This is a genomic window from Verminephrobacter eiseniae EF01-2 (assembly GCF_000015565.1).
GTDB lineage: Bacteria > Pseudomonadota > Gammaproteobacteria > Burkholderiales > Burkholderiaceae_C > Acidovorax > Acidovorax eiseniae.
In genome coordinates this window covers 2096706-2113555 of the sequence record NC_008786.1, presented here as the reverse complement: position 1 = coordinate 2113555, position 16850 = coordinate 2096706, and the positions used below count along the sequence as shown (strand labels likewise).

The following is a 16850-nucleotide window of genomic DNA, read 5'->3' as shown; positions in this document are numbered from 1 at the left end:
GCTTGCCTCCGGGCTGGCACACAATGTAACAGTTGCCTGCCGCAGGCCGGTCAGAACCTCTCCCATGGCAGCAGGTAGCGCCACTGCCCCGGTGGCTGCCTGGCCAGCGCCACGCGGCCGATGCGGATGCGTTTGATGGCCTCCACCGTCAGGCCCACGGCCGCACAGATGGCCGGGATCTGCCCGGGCCGCACGCCCTTGAGCGCAAAACGCAGCCGGGTTTCGTTTTGCCAGCTCGCGCGGATCGGCGGCAGCCGCAGGCCGTCCAACAACAGGCCCTGGCGCAGGCGCTGCAAGCCGTCGGGGGCGATCGTGCCGGCCACTTGCACGATGCATTCCTGCTCCGGCGAGTGCGTCTGTTGCGCGGGCTGGCGCAGCGCCATGTCTTGCGCGAAATCTTGCGCAAAAACGCGCGCCAGGCGCCGATCCTGCGTGTAGACCACCAGGCCGCTGGCCTCGGTCGGCAGCGGCGTCAGGCAGGCCAGGTGCAGGAAGTGGCGCGGCAGCACGCGCATGCCCGAGGCGTCTTCAGCCAGGTGCGAGGCGGCATGCAGCAGCGCGCTGGCCTGCGGCCCGTCCGGTGGCGCGGCGCTGCTGGCGGCAAAGCCTGCGGGTTTGTGCAGCAGCAAGGTGACGGGGCGGGGGTCGGGCAGCGCGGCGTCTTGCGCCACCGTCACGTTCTGCTGCGCGCTCACGCGCGCGCCGGGGGCTTGCACCACCTGGCCTTGCACGCTGACGCAGCCGTTTTCTATCAGCTGCTCGGCGGTGCTGCGCGAGCAGTTCAATTGCCGGGCCACGCGCCGGGTCAGGCGGAGCAGGCCCGGGTCGGGCTGGTTCTCGGTCATGGCGCCGGGCAAGGCCGTGCTGGGGCGGCGTCAGCCGTTGCCGGGCTGCAATGCGCGGATGCGCTCCACATGGGCCAGCAGCGAGCGCTGGGCCACGGGCCACATGCGCGGCGGCACATCGTCATAGGCTTGGCGCACCCAGTCGTCGATGCTGCCCTGGGGCAGCGCCTGCATCGCGGCCAGCACCTTGGCCTCGCGCGCGAGCCGGTGCGCCTTCAGGCGGGCAATCGCAGTGCGCGCCGCGCCCAGCACATAGCCGTGCGCGGGCAGGATGAATTCGACACCATGCGCTGCGCACAACGCATCGAGCCGATCCAGGGAGTCCAGGTAATCGGCCATGTTGCCGTCGGGCGGATCGACCACCGTGGTGCTGCCATTGAGGATGTGGTCGCCGCTGAACAGCAGGCTGTCTTCCAGCAGCAGCAGGCACAGGTGGTTGGCGGCATGGCCGGGGGTGTGGATCACCTGCAGGGTGTGGGTCGTGGTCTGGCCATCGGGCGCTCGGTGCTCCAGCACCAGCAGTTCATCGTTTTGCAGCACCCTGTCGGGTGTGAACTGGCTGGCCGCGCGTGCCGTGGGCGCCGATGGCAGCCCCAGGATCGGCACCGCTGCGCGCCCGGCCCGCCGGCACAGCGCTTGCAGCGGGGCGGCGCCGGGCGCGTGGTCGGGGTGCGAGTGGGTGCAGACGATCATGCGGATGTCGCCGCCGGCAGCGCGCCAGAGCCGGTCGAGGTGCTCTGCATCGGCCGGGCCGGGGTCGATGGCGATGAAGCCCGTGGCCGGCTCGCCGAGCAGGTAGCTGTTGGTGCCGGGGCCGGTCATCACGCCCGGGTTGGGGGCCGTCAGGCGTTGCAGGTTTTTCAGCAGCGGCACCACGCGCTCGCTCTGCCAGTCGAGCGGATGCACGATTTGCCCATCGGGGCAGACCAGCGCCAGCTCGCCAAACGGTGGATCGTCTTCCATGTAGCGCGCCTGCTTGCCCGCCAGGATGCCGGCGCGCGGGCAGCTCACCCACAGCGGTTTTTCTTGCGCCACGGCGTCGAGCACGGCCTGGGTGTCGGCAAACCGGGACAGGCGTTGCAGCGTGCGGATGGTCGGAAAGATCATGAAGAACTGCCCGGCCTCGTGACGTGCCAGCGCGTCGGCAGGGCGCACCCACAGCGGCTCGAACTGCTCGGCCTCGTCGGCCACCGGCGTTTGCCCCTCGGGCATGCGGGCGACCAGAAACGGCACCTCGAAGCGGCGCGGCAGGTCGCGGTCGGCCGTCCAGTGGGCCAGCAGGTAAACGCTGTCGGCCGCCAGCCGCAGGCCGCGGGCCTGGCACTGTGCGACGAACGGCTGGTGGCGGGCCATGGCGGCAATGTCCTGCGCATCGGCCATGCGGCCATCGGCATGGCGCGCCAGCAGCACGCCGAGTTCTTCGAAGCTCTCGCGGATCGCGGCAATGGCCTGCGTCAGTTGCAGTTCGCTTTGCGTGGCACGGCGGTCGGCGGCGGCATGCGCGCCGGCGTCGAGCGCGTCGATGCCGCCGCCGGGAAAGACATAGGCGCCGGGCGCAAAGCTGGCCTGGGCCGAGCGCCGGGTCATCAGCACTTCAAGCCCGCCAGCGCCCGCTGCATCCGGCGCATCGCGCAGCAGCAGCACGGTGGCTGCCGCCCGGGTGGCCACAGGCTCGCGGTGGGGGTGCAGTTGTTGGGTGGTGCGGGGCATCGCGCCATTATCGTCACTCTGGCACGCCACGGGCGATCGGGGAAAACGGGCGCTCGAGGAATTCGCGGCAGGCGCGGCAGGCGCGGCGCCCCAAGCGCCCCCCTGGGCGCCCGATGAATTCATCCCCCGGCGCCAGCGGCGCATGCCGGTAGATCCGCCAGGCCACGACACGGAGCGCCAGAGGCAACGCCACTCAACGCCACTACGATGGCGCCATGCAGATCGGATACGACTCTGACAGGCAAGACGGGACATTGCGGCAGCGCGGTTGGGACTGTGCCCGCGCCAGTGAGGTTTTCGCCGGGCGCCACTGCACGGCGGAAGACTTGCGCGAACCCTGGGGCGAACCGCGCTTGGTCACGGTTGGCCTGCTCGATTGCCGGATGGTCGCCATGGTCTGGGCACCATGCGGCGAAGCTCGCCGCATCATCAGCATGAGGAAAGCCAATGAACGCGAAATCACAAAATACACCCGCCGCCTCGCCTGGGCCGGACGATGCGCCAGAACTCGGCGACGAGTTTTTCGAGCGCGCCGACGAGTACCCGGGTGACAAGCTCGTGCACCGTGGCAGGCCGCGCCTGGCACGGCCCCAGCAGTTGTTGACCATTCTCTTCGATGCCGATGTGATCGAGGCCTTCAAAGCGACCGGAAGCGGCTGGCAAACGCGCATGAACGATGCACTGAAAGACTGGGTGGCAGCGCATCGGGCCTGAATTTCATCCGGGCTGAACCCACGGACCTCGGCCCCCATGCCATTTCTGAATCGTTCGTGAACGTGAACGCGAAGGCGAAGCGCCGACAGCACGAATGCACGGCAAGCGAAGCCGGCAAAGTGCACGGATGATCGAGGAATGGAATCAATCGAGCTGCGCGCCCGATTGCCGCACCACGGCGGACCACAGCGCCATTTGCGCGGGGATGAATTGGCCCAGTTGCTCGGGCGTCGAGGCCGGCGCCGGCTCCAGCCCCTGGGCGGCGAATTTCTGCCGCACCTCGGGCGCGGCCAGCACCTGGGCGAAAGCGCGGTTGAGTTGGCGCACGCGCTCTGGCGGTGTCTGGGCGGGCGCGACGATGCCAAAGAAGACGCTCACGTCGTAGCCGGCCAGGCCCTGCTCGGCAATGCTGGGCAGATCGGGCAGCACCTGCGAGCGTGCCGCGGTGGCAATGCCCAGCGCGCGCAACCTGCCGGCCTTGACGTAGGGCGCGGCGGTCAGCACGTCGGTAAAGCTCATGCTGACCTGGCCGCCGAGCAGGTCGTTGAGCGCCGGCCCCGTGCCCTTGTACGGGATGTGCTGCAACTGAACGCCGGCGCTGGCGTTGAACAGCACGCCGGCCAGGTGCGAGGAGGCGCCATTGCCCGAGGAGGCATAGCTGAGCCGGCCCGGGTGGGCCTTCGCGTAGGCCAGCAGTTCCTTGACGTTGTGCACCGGCACCGCCGGATGCACCACCAGGATATTGGGCAGGTGCCCGACCTGTATCACGGGCGCAAAGCTCTTGACCGGGTCGTAGCCGATCTTGCGGTACAGGCTGGCGTTGATGGCCAGCGGGCCCGAGGTGCCAAACAGCAGCGTCTGGCCGTCGGCCGCAGCGCGCGCCACGTACTCGGCCCCGATGTTGCCGCCGGCGCCGGCGCGGTTTTCCACCACCATGGTCTGGCCGAGCAGGTCTTTCATCGAGGCGGCCAGCGTGCGCGCCATCGCGTCGGTCGGGCCGCCCGGCGGGAAGGGCACGACCAGCGTGATCGGCCTGTCGGCCAGGCTGTCCGCCTGCGCGGGCAGCAGGGGCAGGGCCAGCGCGCAGGCGATGAGCAAGGTGGTGCGGCGTTGCATGGGGGAATGTCTCCGGTGTTTTACAGATGAAAAGCGGCGCCGGGAAACGACGCTGAACAGCAGCGCCGGGAATGGCGCTGCGCTCAGGCCGACACGGGCTGCGTGACGGTGGCCGTGGCGGCGACTGCGGCGGCGGCCGTGGCGGCCGTCGTGGTGGCGCCAGCCGATGCCCAACTCGCCGGCAGCGCGGCAACGGCCAGCGGGTCGCGCGGCAGCACGCGGTGCAGCAAGACCGACTGCGCCCAGCGGATGCGCTGCTCCGAGCCGCAACGCACACCCTCCCAGGCCATCGCAATCGCGCTGCAACTGTGGTACAGCGCCGATGCGGCCTGGCGCGCAATGCCGGCCCCGTCAGCCTGCGCGGCCGTGCTGGCCAGGGCCGCAGCGCGCGTGAGCGCAGCGCCCAACGCGGCAGAAAAAGCCGGCGCCACGGCCGTTTGCTCCAGCAAGGCGCCAAAGTGGCGCTGCAGCGCAGGCAGCGCCTGCTCGCGCCGGATGGCGCGCATCACGTCCAGCGCCACGATGTTGCTGGTGCCTTCCCAGATCGAGCCCAGATGGGCATCGCGCACCAGGCGCGGGTCGCTCCACTCCTCGATGTAGCCGCAGCCGCCGCGCACCTCCATCGCGTCGCCGGTGACCTTGCGCGCATCGCGGCAGGCGCGGAACTTGATCAGCGGGGTCAGGATGCGCAGCAGCGCATAGGCGCCGGCATCACCGCCGTCGGCGCGCGCCAGCGCCTGCGCCGTCTGAAACACCATGCTGCGCGCCTGCTCGGTGGGCAGGCGCAGTTTGTCGAGTTGGCGCTGCATCAGCGGCATGTCCGCCAGGCGCTGGCCAAAGGCCAGGCGCTCGCTGGCAATGAACTCGGCCTCGGCCAGCGCGCGGCGCATCAGGCCGGCGGCGCGCACCCCGTTGGACAGGCGCGAGTTGTTCACCATGTCGGCCATTTGCTGAAAGCCCCGGCCCGCCTGGCCCACCAGGTAGGCGACGGCGCCTTCGAGCCGAATCTCGCCGCTGGCCATCGAGCGCGTGCCGAGCTTGTCCTTGAGCCGGATGATGCGGTAGTGGTTGGCGCTGCCGTCTTCGAGCCGGCGCGGCAGCAGGAACAGCGACAGGCCCTGCATGCCGGCCGGCGCCGCATCGGGCCTGGCCAGCACCATCGCCAAATCGGCGTCCGGGTTCGAGCAAAACCACTTGTCGCCGCTCAGGCGCCATAGCCCCTGCCCGTCTTGCCAGGCGCGGGTTTGCGTGGCTGCGATGTCGGAGCCGGCGGCCTGCTCGGTCATGAACATCGCGCCCTGGGCCAACTGGTCGAAATCGAGCGCTTGCAAGCGCGGCAAAAAGCGCCCGATCAGTTCCGGGCTGCCGAACTTGCCGAGCGTGCGGGCCAGCGAATCGCTCATCGAGACCGGGCAGCACAGGCCGAACTCCGCCTGCACGAAAAGGTAGGTCAGCAGGTACTTGACGATGGGCGGCATCCGGCCCTTCCAGCCCAAGGTCTCCTGGCGGTGCGACATCGCGGCCAGGCCGAATTCGCTGAACGCCATGCGCTCCATCTCGACATAGGCCGGGTGCTTGACGATGCGCTGCGCGTCGATGCCGGTGCGCGTGCGGTGTTCGAGCCGGGGCGGGTTCTGGTCGGCCACCTGCGCCAGCGCATCCAGGCGGCCCCCGGCGAGCGCGCCCAGGCGCTCGAAATGCGGCTGCATATGGCGCAGCAGATCGGGCGGCAGGTACAGCGCCAGCAGCCCGTGCAGTTGCGTGTCGCTGGTAAAGAGGTTCTGCCCGTGGCGATCTGGCACGGGGTGGGTGCTCGTCATGCTCGTCATGCTCATCTCCTGTCGTCTGCCCGTCATGTCATCGGCCGGTGCCCGGCCCGTGGCCCGGTTCGTCCGCCGGCCCGCGATCGGCCTGTGCGATGGCCTGCGCAAGCTGCTGCGCGTCGACGCGGGTCTGAAACTGTTGCACATAGGGCGCGTCGGCCACGGTGCGCTGCGCGATGGTACGGATGGCCTGGTCTTTGTCGGCCACCAGGCCGAGGCCGGACAGGCCCACCGGCAGACCCGCCTGGCGGTAGAAGGCTTTGAGTTCGGCGATGAACGCTGGCGCGCGCCGTTCCAGGCACAGTTGCACCAGCAGACCGAAAGCCACCTGCTCGCCATGCAACGCGCCCTGTAGCGCGGAGATGGCCGAAAAGCCCCGGGTCAGCGCGTGCGCGATCGACAAGCCGCCGCTCTCGAACGCCAGCCCGCTGGACAGGATGGTCGCCTCGACCACCCGCTCCAGGGCCTCGTTCGGCGTCTTGCGCGCCACCGCTTCGAGCGCATCGAGCGCGTGCGCGCGCAAGGTGCGGTAGCACTGGTCGGCGATCATCACGGCCAGCGCGGTCGGGCGGGCCTGGTAGAAATTCAGGCCCCCGGCACGCTCGCATTGCTCGACCTCGAACTTCTTGCTCAGCGCGTCGCCGATGCCGGCGACGAAAAAGCGCCGGGGCGCGGCGGCGATGATGGCGCTGTCGACCACCACCGCGTCGGGGTTGGTCGGCATCATCCGGACTTCGCTGAGCGCATGGTCTTCGCGGTACAACACCACGAGCCGGCTGGTGGGCGCATCGTTGGAAGCGACGGTCGGCACCACGATCAGAGCGCCACCGCGAATGATGCGCAGGCCCTTGGCCGTGTCGATCGCCTTGCCGCCGCCGATGCCCAGCACCAAATCGCTTTGCGCGGCGCCCGCCGCTTGCGCCATGGCGTCGATGCCGGCGGCGGTGCATTCGCCGCTGAAGACGCCAAAGCGGATCGTCTCGACCACATCGCGCAGCATGGCCTGCAGCCGCGCGCGCAGCGTGTCCGCCAGCGCCACATCGAGCACCACGAACGGCCGCTTGCCATACATCGGCACCAGCGCGGCGAGTTCCGCCAGCGCGCCCGGCCCCTGCAAATAGCGGTGCGGGCCGCCAAAGACGCGGATCATGTGTCGGCCCAGAAAAAGTCGCGCTTGCCGCCATCCATGCAGATCAGCGCGCCGTTGATGTAGGCGGCCTGCACCGAGCACAGAAAGGCCACCAGAGCGCCCACCTCGTCAGGCCGGCAGAACCGGCCCAGCGGATTTTGCCCGGTCACGACGGCGCGCTTGGCCGGCGAAAATCCGGCAATCAGCGCGGTCTCGACATAGCCCGGCGCGATGGCATTGACGGTGATGCCGGCTGCGCCGACCTCTTTGGCCAGCGTGCGGGTCAAGCCGATGACACCGGCTTTGGCCGCCGAATAATTGCCCACGCCGGGCCGGCCGCCGCCAGTGACGTTCATCGACGAGGTGTTGACGATGCGGCCAAAGCCGCTGGCCCGCAACGCCGGCAGCGCGAACTTGCTGCACAGGAAGCTGCTGCGCAGATGGGTTTGCACGATGATGTCCCAGTCCTCGATCGGCATCTCCTGGACGCTGCGCCCCAGATGCTGGCCACCAGCCCCGGCATTGTTGACTGGTGTCGCGTCACCGATCATCTGTCGGTCTGCGCTGGCCATCGAAGCGCATCGCGGCGTTGCATCGCTTGCCAATACGCTCGGTATTGGCTGCGCGATGCGCCTTGCGCTGCGCTCCGATGGCTGCGCGCAGCCTACGACATCTGATCGGTGACGCGACACCAGGATATGCAGCCCGCCGAGTTGCTCCAGCGCCGCTTGCACCACCTGCCTGGCGCCTTCCGGCGTGGCCACATCGCCGGCGCAGGCCACGGCCCTGGCGCCGCACTGGCGCAGCGCCTCGGCGCAGGCCAGCGCCGCCGCCGCATCGATGTCGTTGATGGCCAGCGCCACGCCTTCGGCGGCCAGCGCCTGCGCCTCGGCCCTGCCGATGCCCCGCGCGGCGCCCGTGACCAGCGCTTTCTTGTCGGCTATGCCAAAGTCCATCACATCTCCTTGGGTTCAGACCGATGGTTCCATCAACCTTTGACCGCCCCGGCGCCCAGCCCCTGGATGAAATACTTCGTCAGGAACGCGAACGCCACGAACAGCGGCAGCGCAATCAGCGTGGCGCCGGCCATCACCTCGCCCCAGCGCAGGTCGAACGAGCCGAGCATCGAGGCCAGCCCCACCGGCAGCGTCTTGTTGGCGTCGCTGCCGATCATGATCAGGGCGAAGGTGTAGTCGGTCCACGACAGCAGGAACGAGAAAATCGAGACGGTGATCAATCCCGGCAGCGCCAGCGGCAGCACCACGCGCACGAAAGCACCGAGCCTGGTGCAGCCATCGACCATCGCGGCCTCTTCGAGCTCGAACGGCATGTTCTTGAAAAAGCCCCACAGGAACCAGACCCCGAGCGGCAGCGTCAGCGTCAGATGCGCGGCGATCAATCCGGCCAGGGTGTCGCCCAGGCCCCACTGCGCAAAGATCGTGTACATCGGAATCGCGATCAGCAGCGGCGGGAACATGTAGGCGTACAGCATCGCGCCCACGATCAGTTTCTTGCCACGGATGCGCTGGCGCGTCACCGCGTAGGCGATCATCACCGAGAACACCATGGTGACGGCCACGGTCACCAGCGCCACGATCGCGCTGTTGGCGAAATGCGCCGGGTAGTCGGTCAACTCCAGCAGATTGCGGTACGACTGCAGTGACAGCGGCGACGGCAGCAGCTCGATCTGGTTCAGCAAGGCCGCCGGTTCGCGCAGGCTGGAGACGATCATCCAGTAGATCGGAAAGCCGGCATAGCCCGCGATCAGCAGCGCTGCGGCATACAGGCCGATCCGCGCCGGTATCGCTGCGGGGCGCGCCATCACTCGTCCTCCAGCGGAAAAATCCTGAAATAGACCAGCACCGCCGCCGACAGGATCAGGAACGAGATGGTGGCAATCGCCGCGCCGCCGCCAATGTCGAACAGGCCAAAGGCGTGGCGGTAGGACAGCAGCGCCAGGTTCTCCGTAGCGCCCACCGGCCCGCCGCGCGTCAGGAGCCAGATCACGTCGAACTTGTTGAACATCCAGATCGCGCGCAGCAGCACCACCACCGTGAGGATGGGCCGCAGCATCGGCAATGTGATGTGCCAGAAGCGCTGCACGGCGTTGGTGCCGTCGACCCGGGCCGCCTCGTACAGTGCCGGCGGCACGGTTTGCAGCGCGGCAAGAAAGCAGGTGCTGACGAACGGTGTCCACATCCAGACGCTGACCAGCACCGTCGAGGCCATCGCCGCGCCGGGGCTTTCGAACCATTGGATCGCCGGCCAGCCGAGCGCGGCGACCATCCGGGTGACGATGCCTATGCTGCCATCGACCATCCACTTGAAGGTCAGGATCACCACCACGGTGGGCAGCAGATAGGGCAGGATCGACAGGCCGCGCACCAGGTTGCGCCCGAAGAATTTTTCGTTCAATACCAGCGCGCAGGCGATGCCCAGCGCCACCTGCAGCGCGATGCTCGCCAGCGCATAGAGCGCGCCGTTGCACAGCGCGCGCCAAAACTGCGCTTCGCGCAGCACCGCGGCATAGTTGTCCAGCCCGACCCACCGGGCGCTGCCGACGAACGAGTCCATCGCGTAGAAGCTCAGGCCCACCGCATGGATGGCCGGCGCCACGATCAGCGCCAGCGTCAACGCCAGCCCCGCGCACAGGAAGCTGTAGATCGTGGCTTTGGAACTCACCGCCCGGCTCCGCTACGCAGCACCTGCGCCAGCCCCGGTGAGCTTGCGCATCTTGTCGGCGGCGAGCTTCACGCATTCGGCCGACGGCATGTTTTTCAGCACCTTGTTTTGCAGCATTTCGGGGATCACGAAGCCTTCGAGCACCTTGCCGGGGCGCAGATCGGGCGCCGGGCCTTCGGTATCCACGGAAGTCAGGATGACCGACTTGTCGGTGATGAAGCTGCGCATCGTCTCGACCGCCTCCTGGTGCTTGGCGATCAGCGGGTGGGCGCGCCAGCGCAGGTCGTCGTAGATGTCCAGGCGGGGCGGCTGAAAGTGCAGCGGCGCGGTGTGCAGGAAGTTGATGTACTGGTGCTCGGTGAACCAGGCCATGAATTTCATGGCCTCGTCGGAGTTCGGCGTCTTGAGCACCACCCAGCCGTCGTAGCCGTGGTTGACCGCCTTCGCCCGGCCCTTGCTGTCCATGTAGGGGGTGATGCCGTAGCGGGTCGACAGCGCCGGCGCGTTGCGCTCGAGCGCCTCGATGATGCGCCCGGCGTAGGCCACATGCGCCACCTTGTCGGAGGAAAAATTGCTGAGCATTTCGCCGAAGCCCGCCTGGCTCGCGCCCGCCGGCATGCTCTTGTAGAGCGCGGCGAAAAAGTCCAGATAGCGCCCCACCCGGGGCGCCATCTCGGCGCTGTCCAGCAGCACGTTCCACTGGTCGTCGAACAGCTTCACGCCCTCGGCCCACATGAAGCCCGACGACAGCCAGTTCGTCGCGCCGTTGCTGCCGATCGGAAACAGCGCGCCATGGCGGCCATCGGCGCTCAGCGTCTGCGCGTTCTTGAGCATCTGCTCGTAAGACTTGGGAACGCTCAGGCCCTTTTGCTCGTACAGGTCCTTGCGGTAATAGATCCACGCCAGGTTGTAGTCATAGGGGTACCAGTAGACCTGGTTCTTGAGCGGGAACAGGATTTTGTGCCCCCACTGGTGCTTGCTGGTCAGTTCGGTCAGCGGCATCAGGCGGTCGTCGGCCTGCAACAGCAGCACATGGCCGACAAAGGCCAGCGTGGCGATGTCATAGGGCTGTCCGCCGCGCAGCGAGGTCGTGACCTTGATGAAGGCGTCGTCGATGGGAACGGAATCGATCACGATCCGGGTGCCGAACTGCCTTTCGTAGTCGGCGCAGGCGACTTTCAGCGCGCGGATGCTGTCGATCGAGGTTTCGCTGTTGAGAAAGCGCAGCGTCTTCTTGCCCTGCCCCCACACCGTGGGCGCGCCCAGCGTCAGCGCGGCGCCGAGCGCAGCACTGCCGCGCCGGATCAGCGTGCGCCGACGAAGGCCGGCCGGTTGTCGCTGCGTGGTGGCTGTGGTGGCTGTGGTTTCCGTCATGGTCTCGTCTCCGTCATGGGCCTGTGGTCTGTGCTCGGTGCGCGCCGGTGCCCGAGGGCAATCGCTGTCCGTCGGATGGGTCGAACCAATGCAGGCGCGCTGGCTGCAGCCGGACGCGGACGCTGTGCCCGGGCGCCCAGCCATCGACCCGCTCGCCGAGGATGCGCAGGCGCTGGCCGGCGATCTCGCCAATGCACAGCGTTTGCGCGCCGAGTTGCTCGATCAGGCGCACGGTGAAGTCGAAGTCGGCACCGCCCTGATCGCGGTCGCCCGCGCCATGCACCAGCGCGATATGCTCCGGGCGGATGCCGAGCACCACGGCCGCCCCGGAGCGGGCGGCGACGGGTGCGGCAGGCAGCACGAAGCGGTCGGCGACGAAGCGGGCGCCATCGATCCGCCCCTCGATCAAATTCATCTCTGGCGAGCCGATGAAGCCCGCGACGAACAGGTTCGCCGGCCGGTCGTAGACCGCCAGCGGCGCGCCGATCTGCTGCACATGGCCGTCGCGCATGATCACGATGCGGTCGGCCAGCGTCATCGCCTCGACCTGATCGTGGGTCACATAGACCATGCTGGTGCCGATCTCCTGGTGCAGGCGCGCGATTTCCTCGCGCATCCGCGCGCGCAGTTTCGCGTCGAGGTTGGACAGCGGCTCGTCGAGCAGAAACACGTCCGGCTCGCGCACCAGCGCGCGGCCGAGCGCGACGCGCTGCATCTGGCCGCCGGAGAGCTGCTTGGGCCGGCGCCCCAGCAGTTCCGCCAGGCCCAGCATGGCCGCCGCCTTGCGCACCCGCGCGTCGATCTGATCGCGCCCCATCTTGCGCATGCGCAGGCCGAAGGCCAGGTTGTCGTAGATCGTCTTGTGCGGATAGAGCGCGTAGTTCTGGAACACCATCGCGATGTTGCGATCCTTGGGCTCCAGCGTGGTGACATCGCGCTCACCGATGCGGATCGTGCCGGAGCTGGTCTCCTCGAGCCCGGCGATCATGCGCAGCGTGGTCGATTTGCCGCAGCCCGAGGGGCCCAGAAACACGAGCAACTCGCCGTCGCCGATGCACAGGTCGACACCATGCACCGCAACCACATTGCCGTAGGTCTTGCGCACCTTTTCCAGCCGGATTTCAGCCATGCGCGGCCTTGCCGACCCGGGGCCGGTCTGCGCTCGTCATCGCCCCGCCACGAAGTCATGGATGCGATGGTTCAGCGGCGCCAGCGCCGCCTGTATATCGCGATAAATGGGCGCGCCACGCTCGTAGAGCGCCACGCGGGCCGGATCGGGCCGGGTGCGCGCGGCCACGGTCACGAGCTTGGCCGCGTCTTGCTCGCTGGCGAACACGCCGACGCCGACACCGGCGAGCAGCGCTGCGCCGAACGAGGCATCGGCGACCGTCGGGAGTTCGACCTGGACATCGAGCATGTCGGCGACGATCTGGCGCCACAGCGCGCTGCGCGCTCCGCCGCCGGTCAGCCGCGCCACCGCAAAGCCGAGGCCCCGGGCCTGGAGCACATCGCGGCAGTCGCGCAGCGAATAGGCGATGCCCTCATAAAGGGCGCGCACGAAATGCCCGGCGCCGTGGTTGAAGCCGGCGCCGACGAAATCGGCGCGCAGCAGCGGATCCCAGTGCGGGCTGCGCTCGCCGTTCAGATAGGGGTGGAAGAACAGCCCTTCGGCGCCGGCCGCAACCGCTGCCGCCTGCCGGTCCATCGCGTCAAAGACCGCGCTGCCATCGTCACCGGCGCGGCGAAAGAAGGTGTCGCGCAGCCATTTGTGCGCCGAGGCGCAGGAATTGGTCGCAGTGATGACGTACCAATGCCCGGGAACGATGTGGTAGTAGTTGATCAGCGCCCAGTCCGGCCGTGGCTGCGGCGACAGCACGCTGACCGTGGCGGCGGTGGCCAGTTTCACCACGCCCATGCCTTCGTGCACCATGCCGGCGCCAAAGGTCTCGGCGGCGGTGTCGGAACTGCCGCAGACCACCGGCGTGCCCTCGGCCAGTCCGGTCGCCCGCGCTGCGGCTGCGCCGACATGGCCGACGACGGCCTTGGACGCGACGATCGGCGGCAGCGTCGCCATGCGCCAGCCGATCAGGTCGCACAGCGTCTGCGACCAGCGCACCGAGGCCGCGTCCAGCATCAAGGTGCCAAGCGCATCGATGCTGTCGGTCTCCCAGGTGCCGGTGAATCTGGCGCGCAGCCAATCCTTGGCCAGGTACAGCCGCGCTACCCGCGCAAAGGACTCTGGCTCGGCGTCGCGCAGCCACAGCATCTGCGGCAGCGTCCAGGTGGGATTGGCGCGGTTGGCGGCGATGGCGAAGATTTGCGCGTCGGCCTGCGCGCGCAACGCCTGGGTCTGCGCCCGGCTGCGCTGGTCGTTCCACAAAATGGCCGGGCGGATGACCCGGCCCTGGGCGTCCTCCAGCACCTGGGTGTGGGCGCCGGCGGAAAACGAAATCGCAGCGATGGCGCGCGCCGGACAGGCCGCCTGCGCCAGCACCGCGCGCAATGCCTGGCAGCAGGCGCGCCACCAGTCCTGCGGGTCTTGCTCGCTCCAGCCCGGCTGTGGCGACTCCGTGGCGACCGGCCTGGACGCTTCGGCCACCAGCGCGCCGTCGGCCCGGACGATGCTCACCTTCAGTGAACCCGCGCCGAGGTCGATGCCGGCGAGCAGCGCTTCAGTCGCCGCCATGGCCTGCGCCCCGCCCGGTGAAACCCTGGCGAATATCCTTGGCCCCGGCGCGGGGCCGCAGGCCGAGCTTGCCGGGGTTGAGCAGATTGCCCGGATCGAGCGCGTCCTTGATCGCCTGCAGCACGTCCAGCCCGGTGCCGAGTTCGCGCCCCATCCACGGCCCGCGAAACAGCCCGGCGCCGTGGTGGTGCGCAATCGATCCGCCATGCGCCAGCGTCAAATCCTGCACCACTTGCCACAGCTCGGCGTGCAGCGGCAGCGCGGTCTGCGCGTCCATCGGCGGCAGGCGCACGGTCATGTACTGGCAGGCGCCCTCCGGATAGACATGCGACCAGTGCGCGCCGAAATGCAGCAGCGGATGCACCTGCCGCACGGCCAGGGCAATCGCTTCATACAGGGCCGGAATCGCCGACCAGTTCGCCGTCACTTCGATGGTGTCGTTGAAGTAGCCCGCTGCATGCCACTTCTGCGAATAGGCGACGTAGCGGTTTTGCTGCCAATGCTCGAAAGGGCCGAGCGGTGCTTGCCGGCCGTCGAACGCTGCCGCGATGGCCAGCGCCGTCGACGACTCGGCGGCGACCATCGGCTCGCTGCCGCAAAACGCCATCATCGCCAGGATCGGCCGGGTCTCGAACGGCGCCAGGTCCCGGGTGCGCTCGGCGCTCTCGACATGGTCGTAGATGCGCACGATCTGCGGGCGCAGTTCGGCCTGCATCATCTCGCGCGCGCAGCCCCAGGCCGCCGGCAATGACGGAAAAGCCAGCACCACGGCGCGCTCGAGCGCCGGTTTTTTCCAGACCCGCAGCGTCACTTCGGTGATGATGCCGAACACCCCTTCGCTGCCGACCAGCAGATCGAGTATCGACGGCCCCACCGAGCGCCGCGCCACCGGCCGCACTTCGATGCTCCTGCCGTCCGGCAGCACCGCCTTCAGCCCGACGACGATGTCTTCGATCTTGCCGTAGCGGCTCGATGCCTGGCCGCCGCCACGACAGGCCACCCAGCCCCCGACGGTGGAAATCTCGATCGATTGCGGCAGATGCCCGGTGGTCAGCCCTTGGGCATCGAGCGCGGCCTCCAGTCGGGCGCCGTTCATTCCGCATTCGACGGTGACCATCGCATCGAGCGGATGGATGGCGACGATCCGGTCGAGCCGGCGCAGATCGACGAGCACCTCGCCGCCGAGCGCGATCGCGCCACCGAGCACGCCCGAGCCGCTGCCATACGGAATGACCGGAATACCGTTGGCGCAGGCATGGCGCACGATGGCCGCCACCTGGGCCGCGTCCGCCGGGCGCAGGACCAGCCGCGGCACGGCGCCGGCAATGCCGCCCGCGCGCTCGCGAAACACCGCGAATGGCAAGCGGTCGCGCGCATACGCAAGGCGCGCATCGAACGCGGTGATGACCTGCTGCGCGCCGACGATCTGGCCGAATGCCTCGGCCAGACCGGTGTCCACACGGTCATGCCGGCGCGCGGCGGCAATGGTGTCGATCGTGCCGATGGTGCTCGCGTCCAAGTCGTTGTCTCCTCGATTCTGCCCCGGTGTGCCGATGCGGCGCCTGATACATGGCGCGATGTACGGGATGCGGCGCCATGAGCAATCGTTTGTTCAATGGTGCGCGATCCGGTGCGATCCGTCAACCCCCTTTTCCCTTTCCCCTCTCCCCCTTGCCCGGCCCCGGCCCCGGCACCGGCACCTTGGCGCCAGCGGCCCGGTCAACCGGCCACCGGCCCGGTGGAGGCGCGGATCACCAGGCCGTCGGGCGGCAAGGGCGCGACGGCTTTGACGCGCTGGTGTCCGGTCAGCGCCACCAGCAGATCGGTGGCCAACTCGCCCATCCGCTCGGTCGGCATGCGCACGGTGGTCAGCGGTGGATAGAGCATGGTCGCGACCAGCGCGTCGTGCAGGCCGATCACCGATATGTCGGCAGGAATTTGCAGCCGCGCCTCGTGCAACACCATCATCGCCCCGGCGGCGCTGACCAGCGTCGCGCCGAGCACGGCGGTCGGGCGTTGCGGCAGCAGGCTGCGCATCGCCGCCGCGCCGCCCTCGGCGGTGTAGCCGGCGACGGCGACCAGGCGCGCATCGAACCTGATGCCGTGGCGCCGCAGCGCCGCGCGATAGCCGGCCAGGCGTTCGCCGGCATTGAAGCCGCCCGGGCGTCCGGCCAAATGGGCGATGCGCCGATGCCCGAGCGACACCAGATGATCGACGGCGATTTCGGCCGCCGCCCGGCTGTCCAGGACGACGCAGTGCGCAGCGCCGGCCAGCTTGCGGTTCAACAGCACGAACGGCACGTTCGTCGCGTCAAGCTCCGGTTTCAGCAGGGCCTGGTCGTCCAGGCTCGCCACCAGCAGGCCGTCGACCCGATTGCCATGCGCCAGGCGCCGATAGACCGAATCGGTGGCCCCGGATTGGCGGTGCGCGATCAGCAGTGAATAGCCGTGCCGGCGGGCCGATAGCTCGGCCCCCTCGATGGCGGTCGAAAACACCGGGTTGTCGAGCTGCGGCACCACGATGCCGAAGGTCTTGCTGCGCGCGGTGCGCAGACCCCGGGCCAGTTCATTGGGCGCGTAGTTCAGTTGGCGCGCGCTGGCCAGGATGCGCCCGCGCGTTTCTTCGCGGATGCGCTGCATGGACTCGCCGCGCAACACGCGGGAGGCGGTCGAGATGTCGACGCCTGCCAACTGCGCCACATCGATCAGTTTCACGTTCACCTGCTGTCCGTTGCGGCAAGCCGCGACACTCCACTCCTTGTGATCGATCG

Annotated in this window: 15 protein-coding genes; 2 read left to right on the top strand and 13 right to left on the bottom strand. The window is 68.7% G+C overall.

Translation table 11 applies throughout. The features are described from left to right. Window positions 1-50: 50 nt before the first annotated feature. Window positions 51-845, bottom strand: a complete 795-nt coding sequence (locus tag VEIS_RS09235) for an RNA pseudouridine synthase (protein WP_011809648.1) — start codon at window positions 843-845, stop codon at window positions 51-53. A gap of 30 nt (window positions 846-875) precedes the next feature. Then, window positions 876-2555, bottom strand: coding sequence for an MBL fold metallo-hydrolase (locus VEIS_RS09230; protein WP_011809647.1), 1680 nt, complete (start codon window positions 2553-2555; stop codon window positions 876-878). A 215-nt stretch (window positions 2556-2770) separates the two neighbouring features. Here VEIS_RS09230 and VEIS_RS25890 point away from each other — a divergent pair, with 215 nt between their 5' ends. Continuing rightward, on the top strand, window positions 2771-3106 hold the full coding sequence (locus tag VEIS_RS25890; protein ID WP_011809646.1) for a BrnT family toxin: 336 nt from the start codon (window positions 2771-2773) through the stop codon (window positions 3104-3106). Further along, window positions 3003-3269: a BrnA antitoxin family protein gene (locus tag VEIS_RS09220; protein ID WP_011809645.1), complete on the top strand. Its 267-nt coding sequence runs from the start codon at window positions 3003-3005 to the stop codon at window positions 3267-3269. Before VEIS_RS25890 ends, VEIS_RS09220 begins: the two co-directional genes overlap by 104 nt. A 144-nt stretch (window positions 3270-3413) precedes the next feature. Here the strand turns inward: VEIS_RS09220 and VEIS_RS09215 are convergent, their stop codons facing one another. The 11 genes from VEIS_RS09215 to VEIS_RS09165 all read right to left on the bottom strand — a co-directional run bounded on the left by VEIS_RS09215 (window position 3414) and on the right by VEIS_RS09165 (window position 16794). Then, complete coding sequence (locus tag VEIS_RS09215) at window positions 3414-4385, bottom strand: Bug family tripartite tricarboxylate transporter substrate binding protein (RefSeq protein ID WP_011809644.1); 972 nt, start codon at window positions 4383-4385, stop codon at window positions 3414-3416. A gap of 83 nt (window positions 4386-4468) precedes the next feature. Beyond that, on the bottom strand, window positions 4469-6214 hold the full coding sequence (locus VEIS_RS09210; protein WP_011809643.1) for an acyl-CoA dehydrogenase family protein: 1746 nt from the start codon (window positions 6212-6214) through the stop codon (window positions 4469-4471). A gap of 28 nt (window positions 6215-6242) precedes the next feature. Further along, complete coding sequence (locus VEIS_RS09205) at window positions 6243-7358, bottom strand: glycerol dehydrogenase (protein WP_011809642.1); 1116 nt, start codon at window positions 7356-7358, stop codon at window positions 6243-6245. Next, complete coding sequence (locus VEIS_RS28465) at window positions 7355-8293, bottom strand: SDR family NAD(P)-dependent oxidoreductase (RefSeq protein ID WP_011809641.1); 939 nt, start codon at window positions 8291-8293, stop codon at window positions 7355-7357. Before VEIS_RS28465 ends, VEIS_RS09205 begins: the two co-directional genes overlap by 4 nt. A gap of 32 nt (window positions 8294-8325) precedes the next feature. Continuing rightward, window positions 8326-9159, bottom strand: coding sequence for a carbohydrate ABC transporter permease (locus VEIS_RS09195; RefSeq protein ID WP_011809640.1), 834 nt, complete (start codon window positions 9157-9159; stop codon window positions 8326-8328). Further along, the gene (locus VEIS_RS09190; protein WP_011809639.1) at window positions 9159-10019 is read right to left on the bottom strand and encodes a carbohydrate ABC transporter permease; all 861 of its coding nucleotides are present in this window, start codon (window positions 10017-10019) and stop codon (window positions 9159-9161) included. Before VEIS_RS09190 ends, VEIS_RS09195 begins: the two co-directional genes overlap by 1 nt. Before the next feature lie 12 nt (window positions 10020-10031). Further along, window positions 10032-11393, bottom strand: coding sequence for an ABC transporter substrate-binding protein (locus VEIS_RS09185; protein WP_011809638.1), 1362 nt, complete (start codon window positions 11391-11393; stop codon window positions 10032-10034). 13 nt (window positions 11394-11406) lie between these two features. Further along, the gene (locus VEIS_RS09180) at window positions 11407-12522 is read right to left on the bottom strand and encodes an ABC transporter ATP-binding protein (protein ID WP_011809637.1); all 1116 of its coding nucleotides are present in this window, start codon (window positions 12520-12522) and stop codon (window positions 11407-11409) included. A gap of 36 nt (window positions 12523-12558) precedes the next feature. Next, the gene (gene xylB / locus VEIS_RS09175) at window positions 12559-14079 is read right to left on the bottom strand and encodes a xylulokinase (protein ID WP_011809636.1); all 1521 of its coding nucleotides are present in this window, start codon (window positions 14077-14079) and stop codon (window positions 12559-12561) included. Beyond that, window positions 14066-15598, bottom strand: coding sequence for an FAD-binding oxidoreductase (locus VEIS_RS09170; protein WP_011809635.1), 1533 nt, complete (start codon window positions 15596-15598; stop codon window positions 14066-14068). Before VEIS_RS09170 ends, xylB begins: the two co-directional genes overlap by 14 nt. A 200-nt stretch (window positions 15599-15798) precedes the next feature. Continuing rightward, entirely contained in the window at window positions 15799-16794 is a 996-nt protein-coding gene (locus VEIS_RS09165) for a LacI family DNA-binding transcriptional regulator (RefSeq protein WP_011809634.1), read from the bottom strand. Window positions 16795-16850 lie beyond the last annotated feature (56 nt).

Excerpts from the sequence above, each read along its gene's own strand:
- VEIS_RS09235 (WP_011809648.1), bottom strand. The coding sequence starts at position 845 with ATGACCGAGAACCAGCCCGACCCGGGCCTGCTCCGCCTGACCCGGCGC.
- VEIS_RS09230 (WP_011809647.1), bottom strand. The coding sequence starts at position 2,555 with ATGCCCCGCACCACCCAACAACTGCACCCCCACCGCGAGCCTGTGGCC.
- VEIS_RS25890 (WP_011809646.1), top strand. The coding sequence starts at position 2,771 with ATGCAGATCGGATACGACTCTGACAGGCAAGACGGGACATTGCGGCAG.
- VEIS_RS09220 (WP_011809645.1), top strand. The coding sequence starts at position 3,003 with ATGAACGCGAAATCACAAAATACACCCGCCGCCTCGCCTGGGCCGGAC.
- VEIS_RS09215 (WP_011809644.1), bottom strand. The coding sequence starts at position 4,385 with ATGCAACGCCGCACCACCTTGCTCATCGCCTGCGCGCTGGCCCTGCCC.
- VEIS_RS09210 (WP_011809643.1), bottom strand. The coding sequence starts at position 6,214 with ATGACGAGCATGACGAGCACCCACCCCGTGCCAGATCGCCACGGGCAG.
- VEIS_RS09205 (WP_011809642.1), bottom strand. The coding sequence starts at position 7,358 with ATGATCCGCGTCTTTGGCGGCCCGCACCGCTATTTGCAGGGGCCGGGC.
- VEIS_RS28465 (WP_011809641.1), bottom strand. The coding sequence starts at position 8,293 with ATGGACTTTGGCATAGCCGACAAGAAAGCGCTGGTCACGGGCGCCGCG.
- VEIS_RS09195 (WP_011809640.1), bottom strand. The coding sequence starts at position 9,159 with ATGGCGCGCCCCGCAGCGATACCGGCGCGGATCGGCCTGTATGCCGCA.
- VEIS_RS09185 (WP_011809638.1), bottom strand. The coding sequence starts at position 11,393 with ATGACGGAAACCACAGCCACCACAGCCACCACGCAGCGACAACCGGCC.
- VEIS_RS09180 (WP_011809637.1), bottom strand. The coding sequence starts at position 12,522 with ATGGCTGAAATCCGGCTGGAAAAGGTGCGCAAGACCTACGGCAATGTG.
- xylB (WP_011809636.1), bottom strand. The coding sequence starts at position 14,079 with ATGGCGGCGACTGAAGCGCTGCTCGCCGGCATCGACCTCGGCGCGGGT.